26 protein-coding genes are annotated in these 16,915 nt (G+C 38.4%); 24 read left to right on the plus strand and 2 right to left on the minus strand.

Annotated features, from left to right (window positions below):
- Positions 1-28: 28 nt before the first annotated feature.
- The 22 genes from rplR (at position 29) to FH036_RS25390 (ending at position 14,026) form a co-directional block, all read left to right on the plus strand.
- Positions 29-391: a 50S ribosomal protein L18 gene (rplR, locus tag FH036_RS25285; protein ID WP_000628816.1), complete on the plus strand. Its 363-nt coding sequence runs from the start codon at positions 29-31 to the stop codon at positions 389-391.
- Between the two features lie 21 nt (positions 392-412).
- Positions 413-913, plus strand: coding sequence for a 30S ribosomal protein S5 (rpsE, locus tag FH036_RS25290; RefSeq protein WP_000554646.1), 501 nt, complete (start codon positions 413-415; stop codon positions 911-913).
- A 13-nt stretch (positions 914-926) separates the two neighbouring features.
- Positions 927-1,109 carry a 50S ribosomal protein L30 gene (rpmD, locus tag FH036_RS25295; RefSeq protein ID WP_001085234.1) on the plus strand — a complete coding sequence of 61 codons (183 nt, stop codon included), beginning with the start codon at positions 927-929 and terminating at the stop codon, positions 1,107-1,109.
- A 33-nt stretch (positions 1,110-1,142) separates the two neighbouring features.
- The gene (gene rplO, locus FH036_RS25300; protein ID WP_000766080.1) at positions 1,143-1,583 is read left to right on the plus strand and encodes a 50S ribosomal protein L15; all 441 of its coding nucleotides are present in this window, start codon (positions 1,143-1,145) and stop codon (positions 1,581-1,583) included.
- The gene (gene secY, locus FH036_RS25305) at positions 1,583-2,884 is read left to right on the plus strand and encodes a preprotein translocase subunit SecY (RefSeq protein WP_000490114.1); all 1,302 of its coding nucleotides are present in this window, start codon (positions 1,583-1,585) and stop codon (positions 2,882-2,884) included. Before rplO ends, secY begins: the two co-directional genes overlap by 1 nt.
- Before the next feature lie 56 nt (positions 2,885-2,940).
- On the plus strand, positions 2,941-3,591 hold the full coding sequence (locus tag FH036_RS25310) for an adenylate kinase (protein ID WP_001048996.1): 651 nt from the start codon (positions 2,941-2,943) through the stop codon (positions 3,589-3,591).
- Positions 3,591-4,337: a type I methionyl aminopeptidase gene (gene map, locus FH036_RS25315; protein WP_000582539.1), complete on the plus strand. Its 747-nt coding sequence runs from the start codon at positions 3,591-3,593 to the stop codon at positions 4,335-4,337. Before FH036_RS25310 ends, map begins: the two co-directional genes overlap by 1 nt.
- Positions 4,338-4,405: 68 nt before the next feature.
- The gene (infA, locus tag FH036_RS25320; protein WP_001029884.1) at positions 4,406-4,624 is read left to right on the plus strand and encodes a translation initiation factor IF-1; all 219 of its coding nucleotides are present in this window, start codon (positions 4,406-4,408) and stop codon (positions 4,622-4,624) included.
- 35 nt (positions 4,625-4,659) lie between these two features.
- A complete protein-coding gene (gene rpmJ, locus FH036_RS25325) occupies positions 4,660-4,773 on the plus strand; it encodes a 50S ribosomal protein L36 (protein ID WP_000868344.1) in 114 nt (37 codons plus the stop codon).
- Between the two features lie 21 nt (positions 4,774-4,794).
- Complete coding sequence (gene rpsM, locus FH036_RS25330; RefSeq protein WP_000090789.1) at positions 4,795-5,160, plus strand: 30S ribosomal protein S13; 366 nt, start codon at positions 4,795-4,797, stop codon at positions 5,158-5,160.
- Positions 5,161-5,184: 24 nt separating this feature from the next.
- Positions 5,185-5,574, plus strand: a complete 390-nt coding sequence (gene rpsK / locus FH036_RS25335; protein WP_000101799.1) for a 30S ribosomal protein S11 — start codon at positions 5,185-5,187, stop codon at positions 5,572-5,574.
- A gap of 180 nt (positions 5,575-5,754) precedes the next feature.
- Positions 5,755-6,699 (plus strand): DNA-directed RNA polymerase subunit alpha, encoded by a 945-nt coding sequence (locus tag FH036_RS25340; RefSeq protein ID WP_000569643.1) that lies wholly within the window; start codon positions 5,755-5,757, stop codon positions 6,697-6,699.
- A 35-nt stretch (positions 6,700-6,734) separates the two neighbouring features.
- Positions 6,735-7,097 carry a 50S ribosomal protein L17 gene (rplQ, locus tag FH036_RS25345; RefSeq protein ID WP_000331490.1) on the plus strand — a complete coding sequence of 121 codons (363 nt, stop codon included), beginning with the start codon at positions 6,735-6,737 and terminating at the stop codon, positions 7,095-7,097.
- A 103-nt stretch (positions 7,098-7,200) separates the two neighbouring features.
- The gene (locus FH036_RS25350; RefSeq protein WP_044790588.1) at positions 7,201-8,043 is read left to right on the plus strand and encodes an energy-coupling factor ABC transporter ATP-binding protein; all 843 of its coding nucleotides are present in this window, start codon (positions 7,201-7,203) and stop codon (positions 8,041-8,043) included.
- Complete coding sequence (locus FH036_RS25355) at positions 8,019-8,900, plus strand: energy-coupling factor ABC transporter ATP-binding protein (RefSeq protein WP_000406520.1); 882 nt, start codon at positions 8,019-8,021, stop codon at positions 8,898-8,900. Before FH036_RS25350 ends, FH036_RS25355 begins: the two co-directional genes overlap by 25 nt.
- Positions 8,888-9,682, plus strand: coding sequence for an energy-coupling factor transporter transmembrane component T family protein (locus FH036_RS25360; protein WP_001186536.1), 795 nt, complete (start codon positions 8,888-8,890; stop codon positions 9,680-9,682). The genes FH036_RS25355 and FH036_RS25360 overlap by 13 nt, the downstream gene beginning before the upstream one ends.
- A gap of 14 nt (positions 9,683-9,696) precedes the next feature.
- Positions 9,697-10,440 carry a tRNA pseudouridine(38-40) synthase TruA gene (gene truA, locus FH036_RS25365; RefSeq protein WP_002163776.1) on the plus strand — a complete coding sequence of 248 codons (744 nt, stop codon included), beginning with the start codon at positions 9,697-9,699 and terminating at the stop codon, positions 10,438-10,440.
- A 152-nt stretch (positions 10,441-10,592) separates the two neighbouring features.
- Entirely contained in the window at positions 10,593-11,030 is a 438-nt protein-coding gene (gene rplM / locus FH036_RS25370) for a 50S ribosomal protein L13 (protein ID WP_001260793.1), read from the plus strand.
- 21 nt (positions 11,031-11,051) lie between these two features.
- A complete protein-coding gene (gene rpsI, locus FH036_RS25375) occupies positions 11,052-11,444 on the plus strand; it encodes a 30S ribosomal protein S9 (RefSeq protein ID WP_000079986.1) in 393 nt (130 codons plus the stop codon).
- 161 nt (positions 11,445-11,605) lie between these two features.
- Entirely contained in the window at positions 11,606-12,034 is a 429-nt protein-coding gene (locus FH036_RS25380; protein WP_001101006.1) for a YbaK family protein, read from the plus strand.
- 66 nt (positions 12,035-12,100) lie between these two features.
- Positions 12,101-12,814: an N-acetylmuramoyl-L-alanine amidase CwlD gene (gene cwlD / locus FH036_RS25385; protein WP_000822435.1), complete on the plus strand. Its 714-nt coding sequence runs from the start codon at positions 12,101-12,103 to the stop codon at positions 12,812-12,814.
- A gap of 144 nt (positions 12,815-12,958) precedes the next feature.
- Entirely contained in the window at positions 12,959-14,026 is a 1,068-nt protein-coding gene (locus tag FH036_RS25390; RefSeq protein WP_000256606.1) for an Mrp/NBP35 family ATP-binding protein, read from the plus strand.
- A gap of 56 nt (positions 14,027-14,082) precedes the next feature.
- Here FH036_RS25390 and gerD read toward each other — a convergent pair whose 3' ends face one another.
- Entirely contained in the window at positions 14,083-14,700 is a 618-nt protein-coding gene (gene gerD / locus FH036_RS25395; protein WP_000827519.1) for a spore germination protein GerD, read from the minus strand.
- 139 nt (positions 14,701-14,839) lie between these two features.
- Between gerD and kbaA the strand changes: the two genes are divergently transcribed.
- Positions 14,840-15,451 (plus strand): KinB signaling pathway activation protein KbaA, encoded by a 612-nt coding sequence (kbaA, locus tag FH036_RS25400; RefSeq protein WP_070805071.1) that lies wholly within the window; start codon positions 14,840-14,842, stop codon positions 15,449-15,451.
- A 104-nt stretch (positions 15,452-15,555) separates the two neighbouring features.
- Here kbaA and pdaB read toward each other — a convergent pair whose 3' ends face one another.
- Positions 15,556-16,320, minus strand: coding sequence for a polysaccharide deacetylase family sporulation protein PdaB (pdaB, locus tag FH036_RS25405; protein WP_000464707.1), 765 nt, complete (start codon positions 16,318-16,320; stop codon positions 15,556-15,558).
- Between the two features lie 170 nt (positions 16,321-16,490).
- On the opposite strand from pdaB, the gene FH036_RS25410 reads away from it, so the two are divergent.
- On the plus strand, positions 16,491-16,709 hold the full coding sequence (locus tag FH036_RS25410) for a hypothetical protein (RefSeq protein WP_000900296.1): 219 nt from the start codon (positions 16,491-16,493) through the stop codon (positions 16,707-16,709).
- Positions 16,710-16,915 lie beyond the last annotated feature (206 nt).

The raw sequence follows: 16,915 nt of genomic DNA on the forward strand, positions 1-16,915 counted from the left end.
CGTTAGGTGAGAGAAAGGAGTGACAAGAATGATCACTAAAGCTGATAAAAATGCGACTCGTAAGAAAAGACATGCGCGTGTACGTGCTAAACTTACTGGTACTGCAGAACGTCCACGTTTAAACGTGTTCCGTTCTAACCAACATATTTACGCTCAAGTTATTGATGATGTAAATGGTGTAACGTTAGTAAGTGCATCTACTCTTGATAAAGACCTTGCTCTTAACGGTACTAGCAATATTGAAGCTGCTACGAAAGTTGGAGAATCAGTTGCTAAGCGTGCTGTAGAGAAAGGCGTTAAAGAAGTAGTATTTGATCGCGGTGGTTACTTATACCATGGCCGTGTTAAAGCTCTAGCTGAAGCTGCTCGTGAGGCTGGATTACAATTTTAATGGTCAAAGGAGGGAAAATTGATGCATCGCATTGACCCAAGTAAATTAGAACTTGAAGAACGTGTAGTTACGATAAATCGTGTCGCGAAAGTTGTTAAGGGTGGTCGTCGTTTCCGCTTTGCTGCACTAGTTGTAGTTGGCGATAAAAACGGTCATGTTGGATTCGGTACTGGTAAAGCACAAGAGGTACCAGACGCAATCCGCAAAGCTATCGAAGACGCTAAGAAAAACTTAATCGCTGTACCATTAGTTGGTACAACAATTCCACACACAATCAACGGTCATTTTGGAGCTGGTGAAGTATTCTTAAAGCCTGCTGCTGAGGGTACTGGTGTTATTGCTGGTGGACCTGTTCGTGCGGTCCTTGAATTAGCAGGTGTACAAGATATTCTTTCGAAATCTCTTGGTTCTAACACACCAATCAACATGATTCGCGCTACTGTGAACGGATTAAGCGAACTTAAGCGCGCTGAAGATGTTGCAAAATTACGCGGTAAATCTGTAGAAGAGCTACTAGGTTAAGGAGGGAAAACAAATGGCGAAAAAGTTAGAAATTACCCTCACTCGTAGTGTAATTGGTCGTCCACAAGATCAACGTGCGACGGTAGAAGCTTTAGGTCTTAAAAAGTTGAATTCAACTGTAGTTAAGGAAGAAACTCCTGCTATTCTTGGTATGATCAACAAAGTTTCTCACCTTGTAACTGTAAAAGAAGCTTAAGGATAACTCATTAATATAAGGAGGTGCCTGGGAATGAAACTTCATGAATTAAAACCTGCAGAAGGTTCTCGTAAAGTACGTAACCGTGTCGGTCGTGGTATCGGTTCTGGTAACGGTAAAACTGCTGGTAAAGGTCATAAAGGACAAAACGCACGTTCTGGCGGCGGTGTTCGTCTTGGCTTCGAAGGTGGTCAAACTCCATTATTCCGTCGTTTACCAAAACGCGGCTTCACAAACATTAACCGTAAAGAGTTTGCTATTGTAAACTTATCAACGTTAAATCGTTTTGAAGATGGTACAGAAGTAACACCTGAATTATTGCTGGAAACTGGCGTTATCAGCAAATTAAACGACGGTGTTAAAATTCTTGCAAGCGGCGCAGTAGAGAAAAAACTAACTGTTAAAGCGCACAAGTTCTCTTCAAGTGCTAAAGAAGCAATTGAAGCAGCTGGCGGATCAGTTGAGGTGATCTAATGTTTCGTACAATCTCCAACTTTATGCGCGTTGCTGAGATAAGACGTAAAATATTATTCACTTTAGCGATGTTAATCGTATTCAGGATTGGCACGTTTATCCCCGTGCCATTTACAAATGGAGACGTACTGAAGGCACAAGATCAATTAAATGCTTTAGGTATTCTAAATACATTTGGCGGTGGAGCCTTGAAAAACTTCTCCATCTTTGCGATGGGAATCATGCCGTATATTACAGCATCCATCATCGTGCAATTATTGCAGATGGATGTTGTTCCTAAATTTTCGGAATGGGCGAAGCAAGGTGAAATGGGCCGTCGTAAACTAACGCAATTCACGCGTTATTTTACAATTGTTCTTGCGTTTATTCAGGGGTTTGGTATGTCAATCGGTTTTAACGGTATGGTAGGTGGACAATTAATTTTGAATCCTGGTTGGAGCACTTATTTATACATTGCTACGGTACTGACTGCTGGTACTGCATTTTTAATGTGGTTAGGTGAACAGATTACAGCTAAAGGTGTAGGTAATGGTATTTCCATTCTTATCTTTGGTGGTATTGCCGCAGCGATCCCAAGTGTTATATCTCAAGTGTATCAGCAACAGTTTCAAAATATCGGAGATCAATTGTTCATGAGTATCGTTAAAGTTGCATTGATTTTACTAGCTGTGCTAGCAGTTATTGTGGGTGTTATTTTCATTCAACAGGCTGTTAGGAAGATCCCAATTCAATATGCGAAGCGTGTAACAGGAGGAAATGGTGGTTATGCTGGAGCACAAAACACACATTTACCGCTTAAGGTAAATAGTGCTGGTGTTATTCCAGTAATTTTTGCTGTTTCATTCTTAATTACTCCTCCGACTATTGCACAGTTCTTCCCGAAACATGATGTATCGCAGTGGATTATTGCAAACTTTAACTATTCTCACCCAGTGGGAATGATCATATATGTTGCGCTCATTGTAGCCTTCACATATTTCTATGCGTTTGTTCAGGTTAATCCAGAGCAAATGTCAGAGAATCTAAACAAACAAGGTGGATATGTTCCAGGTATTCGTCCGGGTAAGAATACAGAACAATATCTAACAAAAATCTTGTATCGTTTGACCTTTGTAGGATCAATTTTCCTAGCAGCGATTGCAATCTTACCAGTTATCTTTACGAAGCTGGGAAATCTTCCTCCATCTGCACAGATCGGTGGAACGAGTATGTTAATCGTTGTCGGCGTTGCTTTAGAAACAATGAAGCAACTAGAAAGCCAACTGGTAAAACGCCATTACAAAGGGTTTATCAAGCAGTGAGTAAGTGGGAAGTATTGTCTTCCCTACATGCTCATGTACTCTGAGGGGGAACAAGGATGAACTTAATTTTAATGGGGCTTCCTGGTGCTGGTAAAGGTACACAAGCCGAACAGATTGTTGCCAAGTATAACATCCCTCACATCTCAACAGGAGATATGTTCCGTGCAGCTATGAAGGCTGAAACTGAAATGGGCTTACAAGCAAAATCCTTTATTGATAAAGGGGCACTTGTTCCAGATGAAGTTACAATCGGAATCGTTCGTGAACGTTTAAGTCAAGAAGACTGCGTAAGAGGCTTCTTATTAGACGGTTTCCCACGAACTGTTGCACAAGCATCAGCTCTTGAAGAGATTATGAAAGATCTTGGCAAAAAAATCGACTATGTTTTAAACATTAATGTGGATTCAGGATTGTTATTAAAACGCCTTACAGGCCGTCGCATTTGTAAAGAGTGCGGTGCGACTTACCACTTAGAATTCAATCCGCCAGCAAAAGCTGACGTGTGCGATAAATGTGGTGGCGAGTTATATCAACGCTCTGATGACAATGAAGAAACTGTAGCAAATCGCTTAGATGTAAATATTAAGCAAACTAAACCTTTGCTTGATTTCTACGAGGAGCTTGGTTACTTACAAAGCATTAATGGTGAGCAAGATATCAATAAAGTATTTGCTGATATCGATGTTCTCATCGGAGGCTTAGCGTAATGATAATCTGCAAAACTCCTCGCGAGATAGAAATCATGCGAGAAGCGGGCAGGATCGTTGCTTTGACTCATCAAGAGTTAAAACAGCACATTACTCCAGGAATTACAACGAAAGAGCTCGATCAAATAGCGGAAAAGACGATTCAAAAATATGGTGCTACGCCATCTTTTAAAGGATACAACGGATTTCCGGGGAGCATATGTGCTTCTGTAAATGAAGAGCTTGTACACGGAATTCCAGGGAAGCGCAAGCTCAAAGAGGGCGATATCATCAGTATCGATATTGGTGCGAAATACAATGGGTACCATGGAGATTCTGCATGGACGTATCCAGTTGGAAACATTTCTGAATCTGTTCAAAAGCTACTTGATGTCACAGAAAAATCGTTGTATCTTGGTCTAGAACAAGTAAAACCAGGCGAGAGATTATCAAATATCTCACATGCGGTTCAAACCCATGCTGAAGAGAACGGATTCTCGATCGTTAGGGAGTATGTTGGTCACGGAATCGGGCAAGACTTACATGAGGACCCTCAAATCCCGCACTATGGTCCACCAAATAGAGGCCCTAGATTAAAGCCGGGAATGGTCATCTGTGTTGAGCCGATGGTGAATCAAGGAAGACGATATGTAAAAACACTATCTGATGACTGGACAGTGGTAACGGTAGATGGTAAATGGTGTGCCCATTTTGAGCACACGATTGCTCTTACAGAAGCAGGATACGAAATCCTTACCACTTTATAAGTAGCTGGCTCTCCGGGATTTCAGAGCAGTGTAAAATGTTACTGATTTGAAGAAGGGAGAACTATTGAATGGCTAAAGATGATGTAATTGAAGTCGAAGGTACCGTTCTTGAAACGTTGCCAAATGCTATGTTCAAAGTAGAATTAGAGAATGGGCATGTCGTATTGGCTCACGTTTCTGGTAAAATCCGTATGAACTTCATTCGTATTTTACCAGGAGACAAAGTTACGGTAGAATTATCTCCGTACGATTTAAATCGTGGTCGTATTACGTACCGTTTTAAATAATATAGCACTCCGTAATCTTTAAGGAGGTTCGAGACATGAAAGTAAGACCGTCAGTTAAACCAATCTGCGAAAAATGTAAAGTTATTCGTAGACGTGGAAAAGTAATGGTTATTTGTGAAAACCCTAAACATAAACAAAAACAAGGTTAATCAGAAGGAGGTGCATTCAGAATGGCACGTATCGCAGGTGTAGATATTCCTCGTGACAAACGCGTTGTTATTTCTTTAACTTACGTATTCGGCATTGGTCGCACAACTGCTGAAAAAATTCTTGCTGAAGCTGGTGTTTCTGAAGAAACACGAGTTCGTGATTTAACGGAAGACGAATTAGGACGTATCCGTGATATCATCGATCGTATTAAAGTTGAGGGAGACCTTCGTCGTGAAGTATCTCTTAACATCAAACGTCTAATGGAGATCGGTTCTTACCGTGGTCTTCGTCACCGTCGTGGTTTACCAGTTCGTGGTCAAAACTCTAAAAACAATGCTCGTACACGTAAAGGTCCACGTCGTACAGTAGCAAATAAAAAGAAATAATAAGTAAAGGAGGTTGAACTAACAATGGCACGTAAAACAAACACTCGTAAAAAACGTGTGAAAAAGAATATTGAAGCTGGTGTAGCTCATATTCGTTCTACTTTCAACAACACAATCGTAACACTTACAGATACTCACGGTAACGCACTTTCTTGGTCTAGTGCTGGTGCACTTGGTTTCCGTGGATCTCGTAAATCTACTCCATTCGCTGCGCAAATGGCTGCTGAAACTGCTGCTAAAGCTGCAATGGAACACGGTTTAAAAACTTTAGAGGTTACTGTTAAAGGTCCTGGTGCTGGTCGTGAAGCTGCAATTCGTGCTCTTCAAGCTGCAGGTTTAGAAGTAACAGCAATTAGAGATGTTACTCCAGTTCCTCATAATGGATGTCGTCCACCAAAACGTCGTCGTGTGTAATTTTTCTGTATAGAATTTTCCCTTTTGTCTATAATGGATATGATGCATTATCGAGAAATTTCGTACAGAAACATCGCTTGTTGTGCACAATCGGGAACTGCCTAAGGGGGACTTTCGGTTAGACAGAGGTTATACCTTTGTTTAACCGGGGTTTCGACGTTTTGAAGGAGGGTTTAGTTAATGATTGAAATCGAAAAGCCGAAAATCGAAACGGTTGAACTTAACGAAGATGCTAAATATGGTAAATTCGTAATTGAACCGCTTGAGCGTGGATATGGTACTACGTTGGGTAACTCCTTACGTCGTATTCTTTTATCTTCACTCCCTGGTGCCGCTGTTACTGCTATCCAAATCGATGGCGTATTACATGAATTTTCAACAGTTGAGGGCGTAGTAGAAGACGTTACAACGATCATCTTAAACTTGAAAAAGTTAGCTCTTAAAATCTACTCTGAAGAAGAGAAGACGTTGGAAATTGATGTGCAGGGCGAAGGTATTGTCACAGCTGCTGATATTACTCACGATAGTGATGTAGAAATCTTAAATCCAGATTTACACATTGCAACGTTAGCAAAAGATGCGCATTTCCGCGTGCGTTTAACTGCAAAGCGTGGCCGTGGGTATACGCCAGCTGATGCAAATAAAAGCGAAGATCAACCAATAGGAGTAATTCCTATTGATTCTATTTATACTCCAGTATCACGTGTGACTTACCAAGTGGAAAAGACACGTGTCGGACAAGTGGCTAATTATGATAAGCTTACGCTTGATGTATGGACGGATGGAAGCATCGGGCCAAAAGAAGCTATCTCTTTAGGTGCCAAAATCTTAACTGAGCATTTAAATATCTTTGTTGGTTTAACTGATGAAGCACAAAATGCTGAGATTATGGTCGAGAAGGAAGAAGATCAAAAAGAGAAAGTTCTTGAGATGACTATCGAAGAACTAGACCTTTCTGTTCGTTCTTATAATTGCCTAAAACGTGCAGGAATTAATACTGTACAAGAGCTTGCGAACAAAACAGAAGAAGATATGATGAAAGTTCGTAACTTAGGACGTAAATCCTTAGAAGAAGTTAAACATAAACTTGAGGAATTAGGTTTAGGTTTACGTAAAGACGACTGAGGATTTAAACCCATCAACAAAGGAGGGAACTACGAATGGCATACAGAAAATTAGGCCGTACAAGTGCGCAACGTAAAGCTATGTTACGTGACTTAGCTACTGATTTAATTATCAACGAGCGCATCCAAACGACAGAAACTCGTGCAAAAGAACTTCGTTCTGTAGTGGAAAAAATGATCACTTTAGGTAAACGCGGAGATCTTCATGCTCGTCGTCAAGCAGCAGCTTTCATTCGCAATGAAGTAGCTAACGCTGAGACTGGTCAAGATGCACTTCAAAAACTATTCGCTGATGTAGCTCCACGCTATGCTGAGCGCCAAGGCGGATACACTCGTATTGCAAAAATTGGTCCACGTCGCGGAGACGCAGCACCAATGGTAATTATCGAGTTAGTATAATGATAATTAAAAGGGCAGGACAGTTCTTTTCAAGAAACTGGTCATGGCCCTTTTTTTTAAATATAAAAATAGGCTTACTTGGCGAAGGAAAGGGTGCCTTGTATTGAAAAAAGAGAAACTTCGGACAGAAAATATATCATTTCAATATCCTGGTGCAGCCACTTATGCATTAAAAGATGTTTCATTCTCCTTATATGAAGGAGAATGGGTATCTGTTATTGGACAAAACGGTTCTGGGAAGTCTACACTTGCAAAATTATTGAATGGTTTGTTTTTGCCGGGAGCAGGGACAATTACAGTAAATGATACAATGGTTTTGTCAGAGGAAACGGTATGGGATGTTCGAAAACAAATTGGGATGGTATTTCAAAATCCAGATAATCAATTTGTTGGAACAACAGTGCAAGATGACGTTGTCTTTGGTTTAGAGAATATCGGAATGCCGAGAGAACAAATGGTAGAAAGATTAGATCAGGCCTTACGACTAGTCCGTATGGAAGATTTTCTTAATGATGAGCCACATTCGTTATCTGGTGGGCAAAAGCAGCGAGTAGCAATAGCAGGCGTTTTAGCACTTCAGCCGTCTATTTTGATATTAGATGAAGCAACGTCAATGCTAGACCCTCAAGGGAGACGTGAAGTGGTAGAAACGGTTAGACAACTTGTTAATGAAAAAGGTATTACCGTGTTATCAATTACGCACGATTTAGAAGAAGCGGCACAGTCAGACCGTGTCATTATTTTAAATAAGGGAGAGATATTAGAGGAAGGGACTCCAGAACAAATTTTCAAGTCCTCTCATATGCTCCAAGAAATTGGATTAGATGTACCATTTTCAGTGAAAATAGCAGAATTATTAAAAAGAAATGAAATTCTCTTGCAAAATACGCATCTTACAATGGAAAGCTTGGTGAACGAACTTTGGAGATTACATTCCAAAAAGTAGAACATCGTTATCAATATAAAACTCCATTTGAAAGACGCGCACTTTATGATGTAGACGTGTCGTTTCCAAGTGGGGGCTATTATGCCATTATCGGTCATACTGGTTCAGGTAAGTCGACGATGATTCAACATTTAAATGGTTTATTGCAGCCGACAAATGGCACAGTTCAAATTGGTGAACATTTCATTTCGGCAGGAAAGAAAGAAAAAAAGCTAAAGCCACTACGTAAAAAGGTAGGTGTTGTCTTTCAATTCCCAGAACATCAGTTGTTTGAAGAGACTGTGGAGAAAGATATTTGCTTCGGACCTACTAATTTTGGTGTATCTGTAGAAGAAGCGAAGCAAAAGGCAAGAGAGGCAATTCAACTTGTAGGGTTAGAACCAGAACTGTTAGTACGTTCACCATTTGAGTTAAGTGGTGGGCAAATGAGGCGTGTTGCGATAGCAGGCGTATTAGCGATGGAACCCGAAGTGCTCGTATTAGATGAACCTACAGCAGGACTAGATCCAAAAGGGCAAAATGAACTTATGGAGATGTTTTATAAGCTACATAAGGAGAAAGGCCTTACAGTTATCCTTGTAACGCATAATATGGAGGATGCTGCTAAATATGCCGAGCAGATTGTAGTCATGCATAAAGGAACGGTCTTTTTGCAAGGAAGTGCAGAGGAAGTATTTTCACATGCTGATGAACTAGAGAAAATTGGTGTGGATCTTCCTATGTCTTTAAAGTATAAACGTGCAATTGAAGAGAAGTTTGGCATTTCAATCCCAAAGGCTACCTTATCTTTAGAGGATCTTACTCATGAAGTTGTGCAGGTGTTACGAAAAGGTGGTCATGAATCATGCAGCAGTTGATTATTGGAAGATATATTCCAGGGAATTCTCTTATTCATCAACTTGATCCACGTACGAAGCTGCTGATTGTCTTTTTATATGTATTTGTTGTTTTCTTAGCAAATAATGCGATTTCATATGGATTTTTATTTTTATATGCACTCATTGCTTTATTTTTTGCAAAAGTGCCGATTCGTTATGTACTTTCGGGCTTAAAACCAATTCTATGGATTTTTCTTTTTACATTTTTCCTGCATATTTTAACAAATAAAGAAGGGGAAGTACTATTCCAGCTTGGTTGGTTTTCGATACATGAAAAAGGATTAGAGCAAGGAATATACATTTCTATACGATTCTTCGTTATTATTTTAATGACGACATTATTAACGTTAACGACGACACCCATTGAGATTACAGATGGTTTGGAGACGTTATTAAAGCCGTTGAAGCGTATAAAAGTTCCTGTTCATGAAATCGCATTAATGATGTCAATTTCTCTTCGTTTTATCCCGACATTAATGGATGAAACGAGTAAAATAATGAAGGCACAATCGTCACGTGGTATTGATTTTGCAGGGGGACCGATAAAAGATAGGATGAAAGCTATCATTTCACTACTCGTTCCTCTATTTATCAGTGCTTTTAAGCGTGCAGAAGACTTAGCAATTGCTATGGAAGCCCGTGGATATCAAAGTGGCGAAGGACGTACTAAATTTAGGCAACTACGCTGGAAAACAAGCGATACTGTAACGATTATAAGCTTACTTTGTTTAGCTTGTATTTTGGCATGGGTGCGATCGTAATGGAGAATAAAGAAATGGATAGAATAAAATGTACGGTTGCATATGATGGCATGCATTTTTGTGGTTATCAAATTCAACCGCAGCATCGTACTGTTCAACAAGAAATAGAGAAAGCTTTACAGAAATTGCATAAAGGGGAACTTGTTCGTGTTCAGGCATCGGGCAGAACAGATTCTACTGTTCATGCTAAAGGACAAGTGATACACTTTGATACACCGTTGTCTCTTGAAGAGTGGCAATGGAGCAATGCATTAAACACTATGTTACCAGATGATATTGTTATCACACAGGTAGAGAAAAAAACAGAAGAATTTCACGCACGTTACGGTGTCGAGAGAAAAGAATATCGTTATCGTGTATTATTATCAAAGACTGCGGATGTATTCCGTAGAAATTACGTATATCAATATCCATATCCGCTCGAAATAAATGCTATAAGAAAAGCGATCCCTTATTTTATTGGAACGCATGATTTCACTTCTTTTTGTTCGGCAAAAACTGACAAAAAAGATAAAGTGAGAACAATTTATGAAATCGAGCTAATTGAGCAGGACGACGAATTAATTTTTCGTTTTGTAGGTAATGGATTTTTATATAATATGGTCAGGATTATTGTTGGTACGTTACTGAGCGTAGGGCAAGGAAAGCTTGATCCGGATAGCATTCCAGAGATTTTAGCGAAACAAAATCGTCAGTTTGCTGGAAAGATGGCTCCTGGTCATGGGCTTTATTTATGGCAGGTAAACTATAACAACTAATCCTGGTGTAACATTTGCTTGACATTAGAAACTCAAAAGTATATCATAACATATGGTATTGTTTCTAAAACCACGATTAGCCCCGGAAGGAAATCGTGTTTAAGATAAACAATAGATTTTTTCTATGGAAAAGATAACGAGGAGGGAAACACATGCGTACGACTTTTATGGCAAAAGCTAACGAAGTTGAGCGTAAATGGTATGTGGTTGATGCTGAAGGTCAAACTTTAGGTCGCCTTGCTAGTGAAGTAGCATCCATTTTACGTGGTAAAAACAAACCTACATTTACACCACACGTTGACACGGGTGATCATGTAATTATTATTAACGCTGAGAAAATTCATTTAACAGGTAATAAATTAAACGATAAAATTTACTACCGTCACACTAACCACCCAGGTGGACTTAAACAAAGAACAGCTCTTGAAATGCGTACAAACTACCCTGTACAAATGTTAGAGCTTGCAATTAAAGGCATGCTTCCAAAAGGACGCTTAGGCCGTCAAGTTTCTAAGAAACTAAACGTGTATGCTGGAGCAGAGCATCCACACCAAGCACAAAAACCAGAAGTTTACGAACTTCGCGGATAATCAATTAAAGGAGGGCTTACTTTGGCACAGGTTCAATACTATGGCACTGGACGTCGTAAGAGTTCAGTAGCGCGCGTACGCCTAGTTCCAGGCGAAGGACGCGTTATCATTAACGGTCGTGATTTTGAAAACTATATCCCATTTGCTGCATTACGTGAAGTAGTGAAACAACCTCTAGTTGCAACAGAAACTTTAGGTAACTACGATGTACTTGTAAACGTAAATGGTGGTGGATACACTGGTCAAGCTGGTGCTATTCGTCACGGTATTTCTCGCGCTTTATTAAAAGCTGATCCAGAATACCGTCTAACACTAAAACGTGCAGGTCTATTAACTCGTGACGCACGTATGAAAGAGCGTAAAAAATACGGTCTTAAAGGCGCACGTCGTGCACCTCAGTTCTCAAAACGTTAATTTTTGCGAACTACAAACCCCAACCATTTTGGTTGGGGTTTTTTATGTTTCATTCCTCTTTTGAAATTTTTGTAGTTTGGAATATTTTAGTGCTATCCTCTCGCGTATGCTTCTTCTTTAGAAGTTTAGACTAATACGTATTAGGGAGGTTTATAAGTACTATGAATGTCATTGTCAGCTTACAAGAAAAACAAAAAGAAAAGCAGTTGAAATATGAGCGGAAGATGCTGCGGGAATTATCATTAAAAACATTACGTTCAAATATTAGAGATGCCTTTCAGATGCAGGAACTTCATCGTCAGTATGAAGATTACTGCATTGAATTAGGGATAGAATCGTATTTATTAGGAGCGAGATATAGTAAATTTGGTTATTATGGCGAATCGTTCTTTGATGTGAAATATAGGGCCTTAGAAGAAGAGCAACAATTAACGGAAACACTATTTCAATTTTTAACGAGCATGACTATGCGGGAGATTAAGTTACAAGATGAGGAATTACTTTTTGAATCTTGCCAGCAGTTTATCGGCTTATGGTGGCAGGAAGGATATGAAAAAGGTGAAAGAAGATATCGATTAAAGCTTCATTAAGACAAGCATAAACTTTCCTCTTGTCCCATATAAGTAATTAGAGGGACTAGCTGGAGGAGGAAAGGTATGAAGAGAATTCGAATTATCTCTTTTGCACTCGCTGCGGTTATTTTGTTTTTTTTAGTCAAACAAGAATTTCAAATTACAAAATCGTGGCGAGCTTGGAATTTACCCTTATCAGGGAAAGTAATCGTATTAGATGCTGGGCATGGTGGACCAGACGGAGGGGCTGTTGGTGGCAAGGATATTGTAGAAAAAGATATTACGCTTGAGATTACAAAGAAGGTGCAAGATTATTTACAAGAGCAAGGTGCACTAGTTATTTTAACGCGTGAGGGAGATTATGATTTAGCCCAGAAAGATACAAAGTCATATAGTAGACGTAAAGCAGAAGATTTAAAAAAACGTGTAGAGATTATTAATAAACCCGATGTAGATTTTTTTGCAAGTATCCATTTAAATGCTTTAACTAGTAGTGGATCAAAGGGCGCACAAACGTTCTATTACCGTTCTTCAATTGAAAATGAACGTGCTGCGAAATTTATACAAGCTGAGTTGAGAACGAGTTTAGAGAATACAAATCGTTCTGCTAAAACAATTTCTCATGTGTATTTATTAAAGTATGCGAAAAACCCAGGTGCTTTAATTGAAGCTGGCTTTTTATCGAATGTAAATGAAAGGTATATGTTAAATTCGGAGAAATATCAGCAAAAGGTAGCAGCTGCTGTATATCGTGGTATATTACGTTATTTCACGGAAAAAGGAAATCCTCCAGAATAAGGAGGATTTTTTTGCGTTTCTCTCGTTAACGAAGTTTTCCGAAAATATGTTATACTGGAAATGTAAACGCATTTATTTCAAAAGTAAAGAGAGATATATTTAATTAACATTATGTTATTTTTCATACAGGGGGCTGGGCTAATTATGGTAACGAAAGAGCAAGTAGTGGAAGCGTTAGAAGGGATTGTAGATCCGTTTTTACATAAAACGTTAAAAGAAACAGGGGCAATTAAAGAGGTAACAGTCAAGCCTGAGAAGGAACATGTAAGTGTTAAAATTGCAATCGTAAAAACTGGTACCGCGGAACAAATGCAATTGCAATCTGGAATTGTAAAGTTAGTAAAAGAACTAGGAGCAGCAACAGTAGGGCTTCGCTTTGCAGAATTTACAGAAGAGGAATTAGCTCAGTTTGCACCAGAACAAGAAGAAGAGCAAACTGAATCTTTATTGTCACCAAATTCCAAAACGATATTTTTAGCAGTGGCGAGTGGAAAAGGTGGAGTAGGGAAATCAACAGTTTCTGTTAACCTTGCTATTGCTTTAGCTCGTCTAGGGAAAAAAGTTGGTATCATTGATGCCGATATTTATGGTTTTAGCGTACCTGATATGATGGGGATAGAAAAACGCCCTGTAGTAAGAGGAGATAAAATCATTCCAGTGGAGCGTCTAGGTGTAAAGGTAATATCAATGGGGTTCTTTGTAGAAGATAATGCACCGGTTATTTGGAGAGGACCTATGCTTGGGAAAATGTTAAATCATTTCTTTACAGAAGTAGAATGGGGCGATTTAGATTATTTAGTTTTAGATTTACCACCAGGTACAGGTGATGTTGCGCTAGACTTACATTCGATGCTACCAGCTTGTAAAGAGATTATTGTCACAACACCGCATCCAACAGCGGCATTTGTAGCAGCACGTGCTGGAGCAATGGCTTTACGTACAGAACATAGTATTCTTGGTGTTGTTGAGAATATGGCTTATTTTGAAAGTAAAACAACTGGCGAAAAAGAATATGTGTTTGGAAGAGGTGGAGGAGATAAATTAGCTACAGAACTTCAAACAGAAGTACTTGGCCGAATCCCGCTTCAACAACCTGATTGGAATAAAGAAGATTTTGCGCCGTCAGTATATGAAGATACGCACACGACAGGTCTTATTTACCGCACAATAGCTGAAGCGGTAATTGATAAAACAACTGTTGCGCAAAAATAAAATAATAATGAGTGGATGATACATATATTGTCCACTCATTATTATCGTTATTATTTTTACTGCTGTTCCTTTTTACCTTCTTGGGAACCACCTTCACCGCCGGCTTCCTTTTTATCAGAACCACTTTTTTCGGCTTTTTGGACACCTTTACTAATAATATCAATCATCTTAGCTTGGAAGAGTGGGCTTTCAGCAGTTTCTGTTAATACTTGTTGTAAATATTGACGGTATTCTTTGCTCTTCATCGTTTGTAACATCATTTTTTCTACTTCAGGGTTTTTCATGATTTCTATAACGCCTGCTTGGTATTCAGGGTCTTTTAGTAATGTTTTCATTAAAGCTGTTTGTTCTTTTCCCATACTTTTAGCGAATTTCGATGAGAACTCAGGGTCTTTAAAGAGCTTTTCCCAGAATTGTTGCCCTTTATCGGATACCATTGCATCTTCAATCGTTTTCTTTACTACTGTTTCATCTAGTATGAGTGCTTGTTTCATTTTTTCATCAGTTAACACATCTTGAATGGCTTTCTTACCTTGATCGGTTTTTAAAATATCAACAATCATTTTCTTCGTTTGATCATAATCAAGTTCGGACTTTGCTTCTTTTTCTTGTGCACATGCTACAAGTACAAGAAATAGAAAAGAAGAAGTCAAAACGAGCAGCATCCGTTTCATAAGTTGGAACTCCTTTCAGCACAGTTCTCTCTTTTTAATATAAATATCTTTAAGGAATTTATACATGAACATGGCTAGCTTTTTGAAATTGTCATTGATACAATTTAATTAGAAATATAAGGATAATGGGGGATGTGTTGTGAATAGCCGCAAGTGGGTACGACTATTTTTTACGACGTTGTTTCTTGGTGGGGTTAGTACAGTCATTATTGGATTTGTTTTAGAGTGGGACAAGTACGCTAAATTTTTTCAAAATTTCGACGGAAAGGAAATTTTGGCAGTTTCCTTCTGGTTGATGGGTGTAGGATTTATTTTTAGTGTGATAAGTCAAATGGGGTTCTTTGCTTATTTAACAATCCACCGTTTTGGACTAGGAATGTTCCGATCATCTTCTTTATGGAATATAGTCCAGCTCTTCTTTATTGCATTCGTTTTATTTGATTTTGTGTATTTAAGATCGGTATTGATTGCAAATGGGGAAATTTCATTAGGGAATAACATACTTGTTGCTGGTGTGTTATTTATGTTTGGTGCCATCGTTGCTTATATAAAAAGTAAGGAAACGAATAAAAAGGCATTTGTGCCAGCTTTGTTCTTTATGGTCGTTGTAACAATTCTTGAGTGGGTACCAGCACTTCGAATTAATGATACAGATTGGTTATATTTAATGGTGATACCACTTTTATTATGTAATGCATATCAGTTACTTATATTACATCGTTTAATTGGAAAGACGAGTAAGTCGGCCTAATTAAGAGAGTTTTTAAGCAGGGTAGTTGTACGAATGAAAATATCGGGATAAAAAAAGCTCTATTACCTGAACGAAAGGTAGTAGAGCTTTTTATGTGTAAAAAATTATTGGACATCTTTACTTTTCGTACTTGTGTTGGAAATAAGTTGTGATACGGATATTTGCTCATAGCCGTCACTCTTTAATTTCTGTAGAAGCAGTGGTAAAGCTTTATTTGTTTGAAGAGCAGAATCGGATGCATGTAATAAGACGATATCTCCACCTTTTAAATTATTAGAGACGGTGGAAACGATATTGTTTACACCAGGGTTTTTCCAATCGTTTGAGTTATTACTCCAATGAACGACAGTGTATCCGAGTGATTCTGCTATTTTAAGTGTTGCCTTGTTAAAGTCTCCACTAGGTGGACGCAATAGTTTAATTTGTTTCACACCGAGTTTTGTAAAAACATCTTGTGCTCGCAGAAGATCTCTTCTTATTTCATTTGCCTCTAGAGAAGTGTAGGACGTGTAATTATAACCCATACTACCGATTTCATGTCCATCTTTTATGATGCGTTCAACAACATCAGGGTGTCTTTCTGCCCATGCAGCAGAAAGGAAGAAGGTTGCATTCTTAATATCTCTTTCTTTAAGTGTATCAAGGATTGGAATTGCTTTTTTGTCTCCCCAACTAATATCAAACGTGAATGCAACTTGTTTTTTAGAGGTGTCGCCTTTGTAAATAACTTTAGGTCCTGTAGCGGTTGAAAAAGCAGACTCGTGTGAATATGTTTTCAAAAAGAGTAGCCATGCTGTAAATAAGGAAAGTATCACTATTAAGCTAATGTGTTTAAAGTTTCTTTTACTCGTAATAAAAAAGAAAAACATAATATTACGCCCCTTTGTCCAATCCTTTTCAGTTACATATATGCTGTAAATATAAAAAAGAGAACAAGGGATTAATATCGTAAGTAGTGGATATAATGGATGGTAGGATTTTGTTAAATGAAAATGGGCTTAATTTTTATTGCTCTGGAAGAAATGATTGAGGTGATGATTTGCTTGGGTTTATGTTAACGAAAGAAGAGAAAAAAGAAATGGAATACATATTGAAGAGAGAGTTAGAAGAACTTTTATTTGATTTTGAAGATGAACGTATTCATGACGTTGTAAAAAAGGCAATGGAAGAAAGATATAAAATCATTTTTTGTTTGTTTCGAAGAGTCGCTAATGCAGAAGAATGTATTCGTTATGTAAGAAAAAGAACTTTTTATTAAAAAGTGTTGACGTCGATAGATATTATATGATAAATTAATAACCGTCGCTGATGCGGAAACGCAAAAAACGACAAAAAAGAAATTGAAAAACTTAGTTGACATTAAAAAATGAAGATGTTAACATAAGGAAGTCGCAAATGAGCGACCAAGTAGTTCTTTGAAAACTGAACGAAACAAACAACGTGAAACGTCAATTTTTATTTTAG

The sequence above is a fragment of the Bacillus sp. CD3-5 genome, assembly GCF_006349665.1.
Classification (GTDB): domain Bacteria; phylum Bacillota; class Bacilli; order Bacillales; family Bacillaceae_G; genus Bacillus_A; species Bacillus_A paranthracis.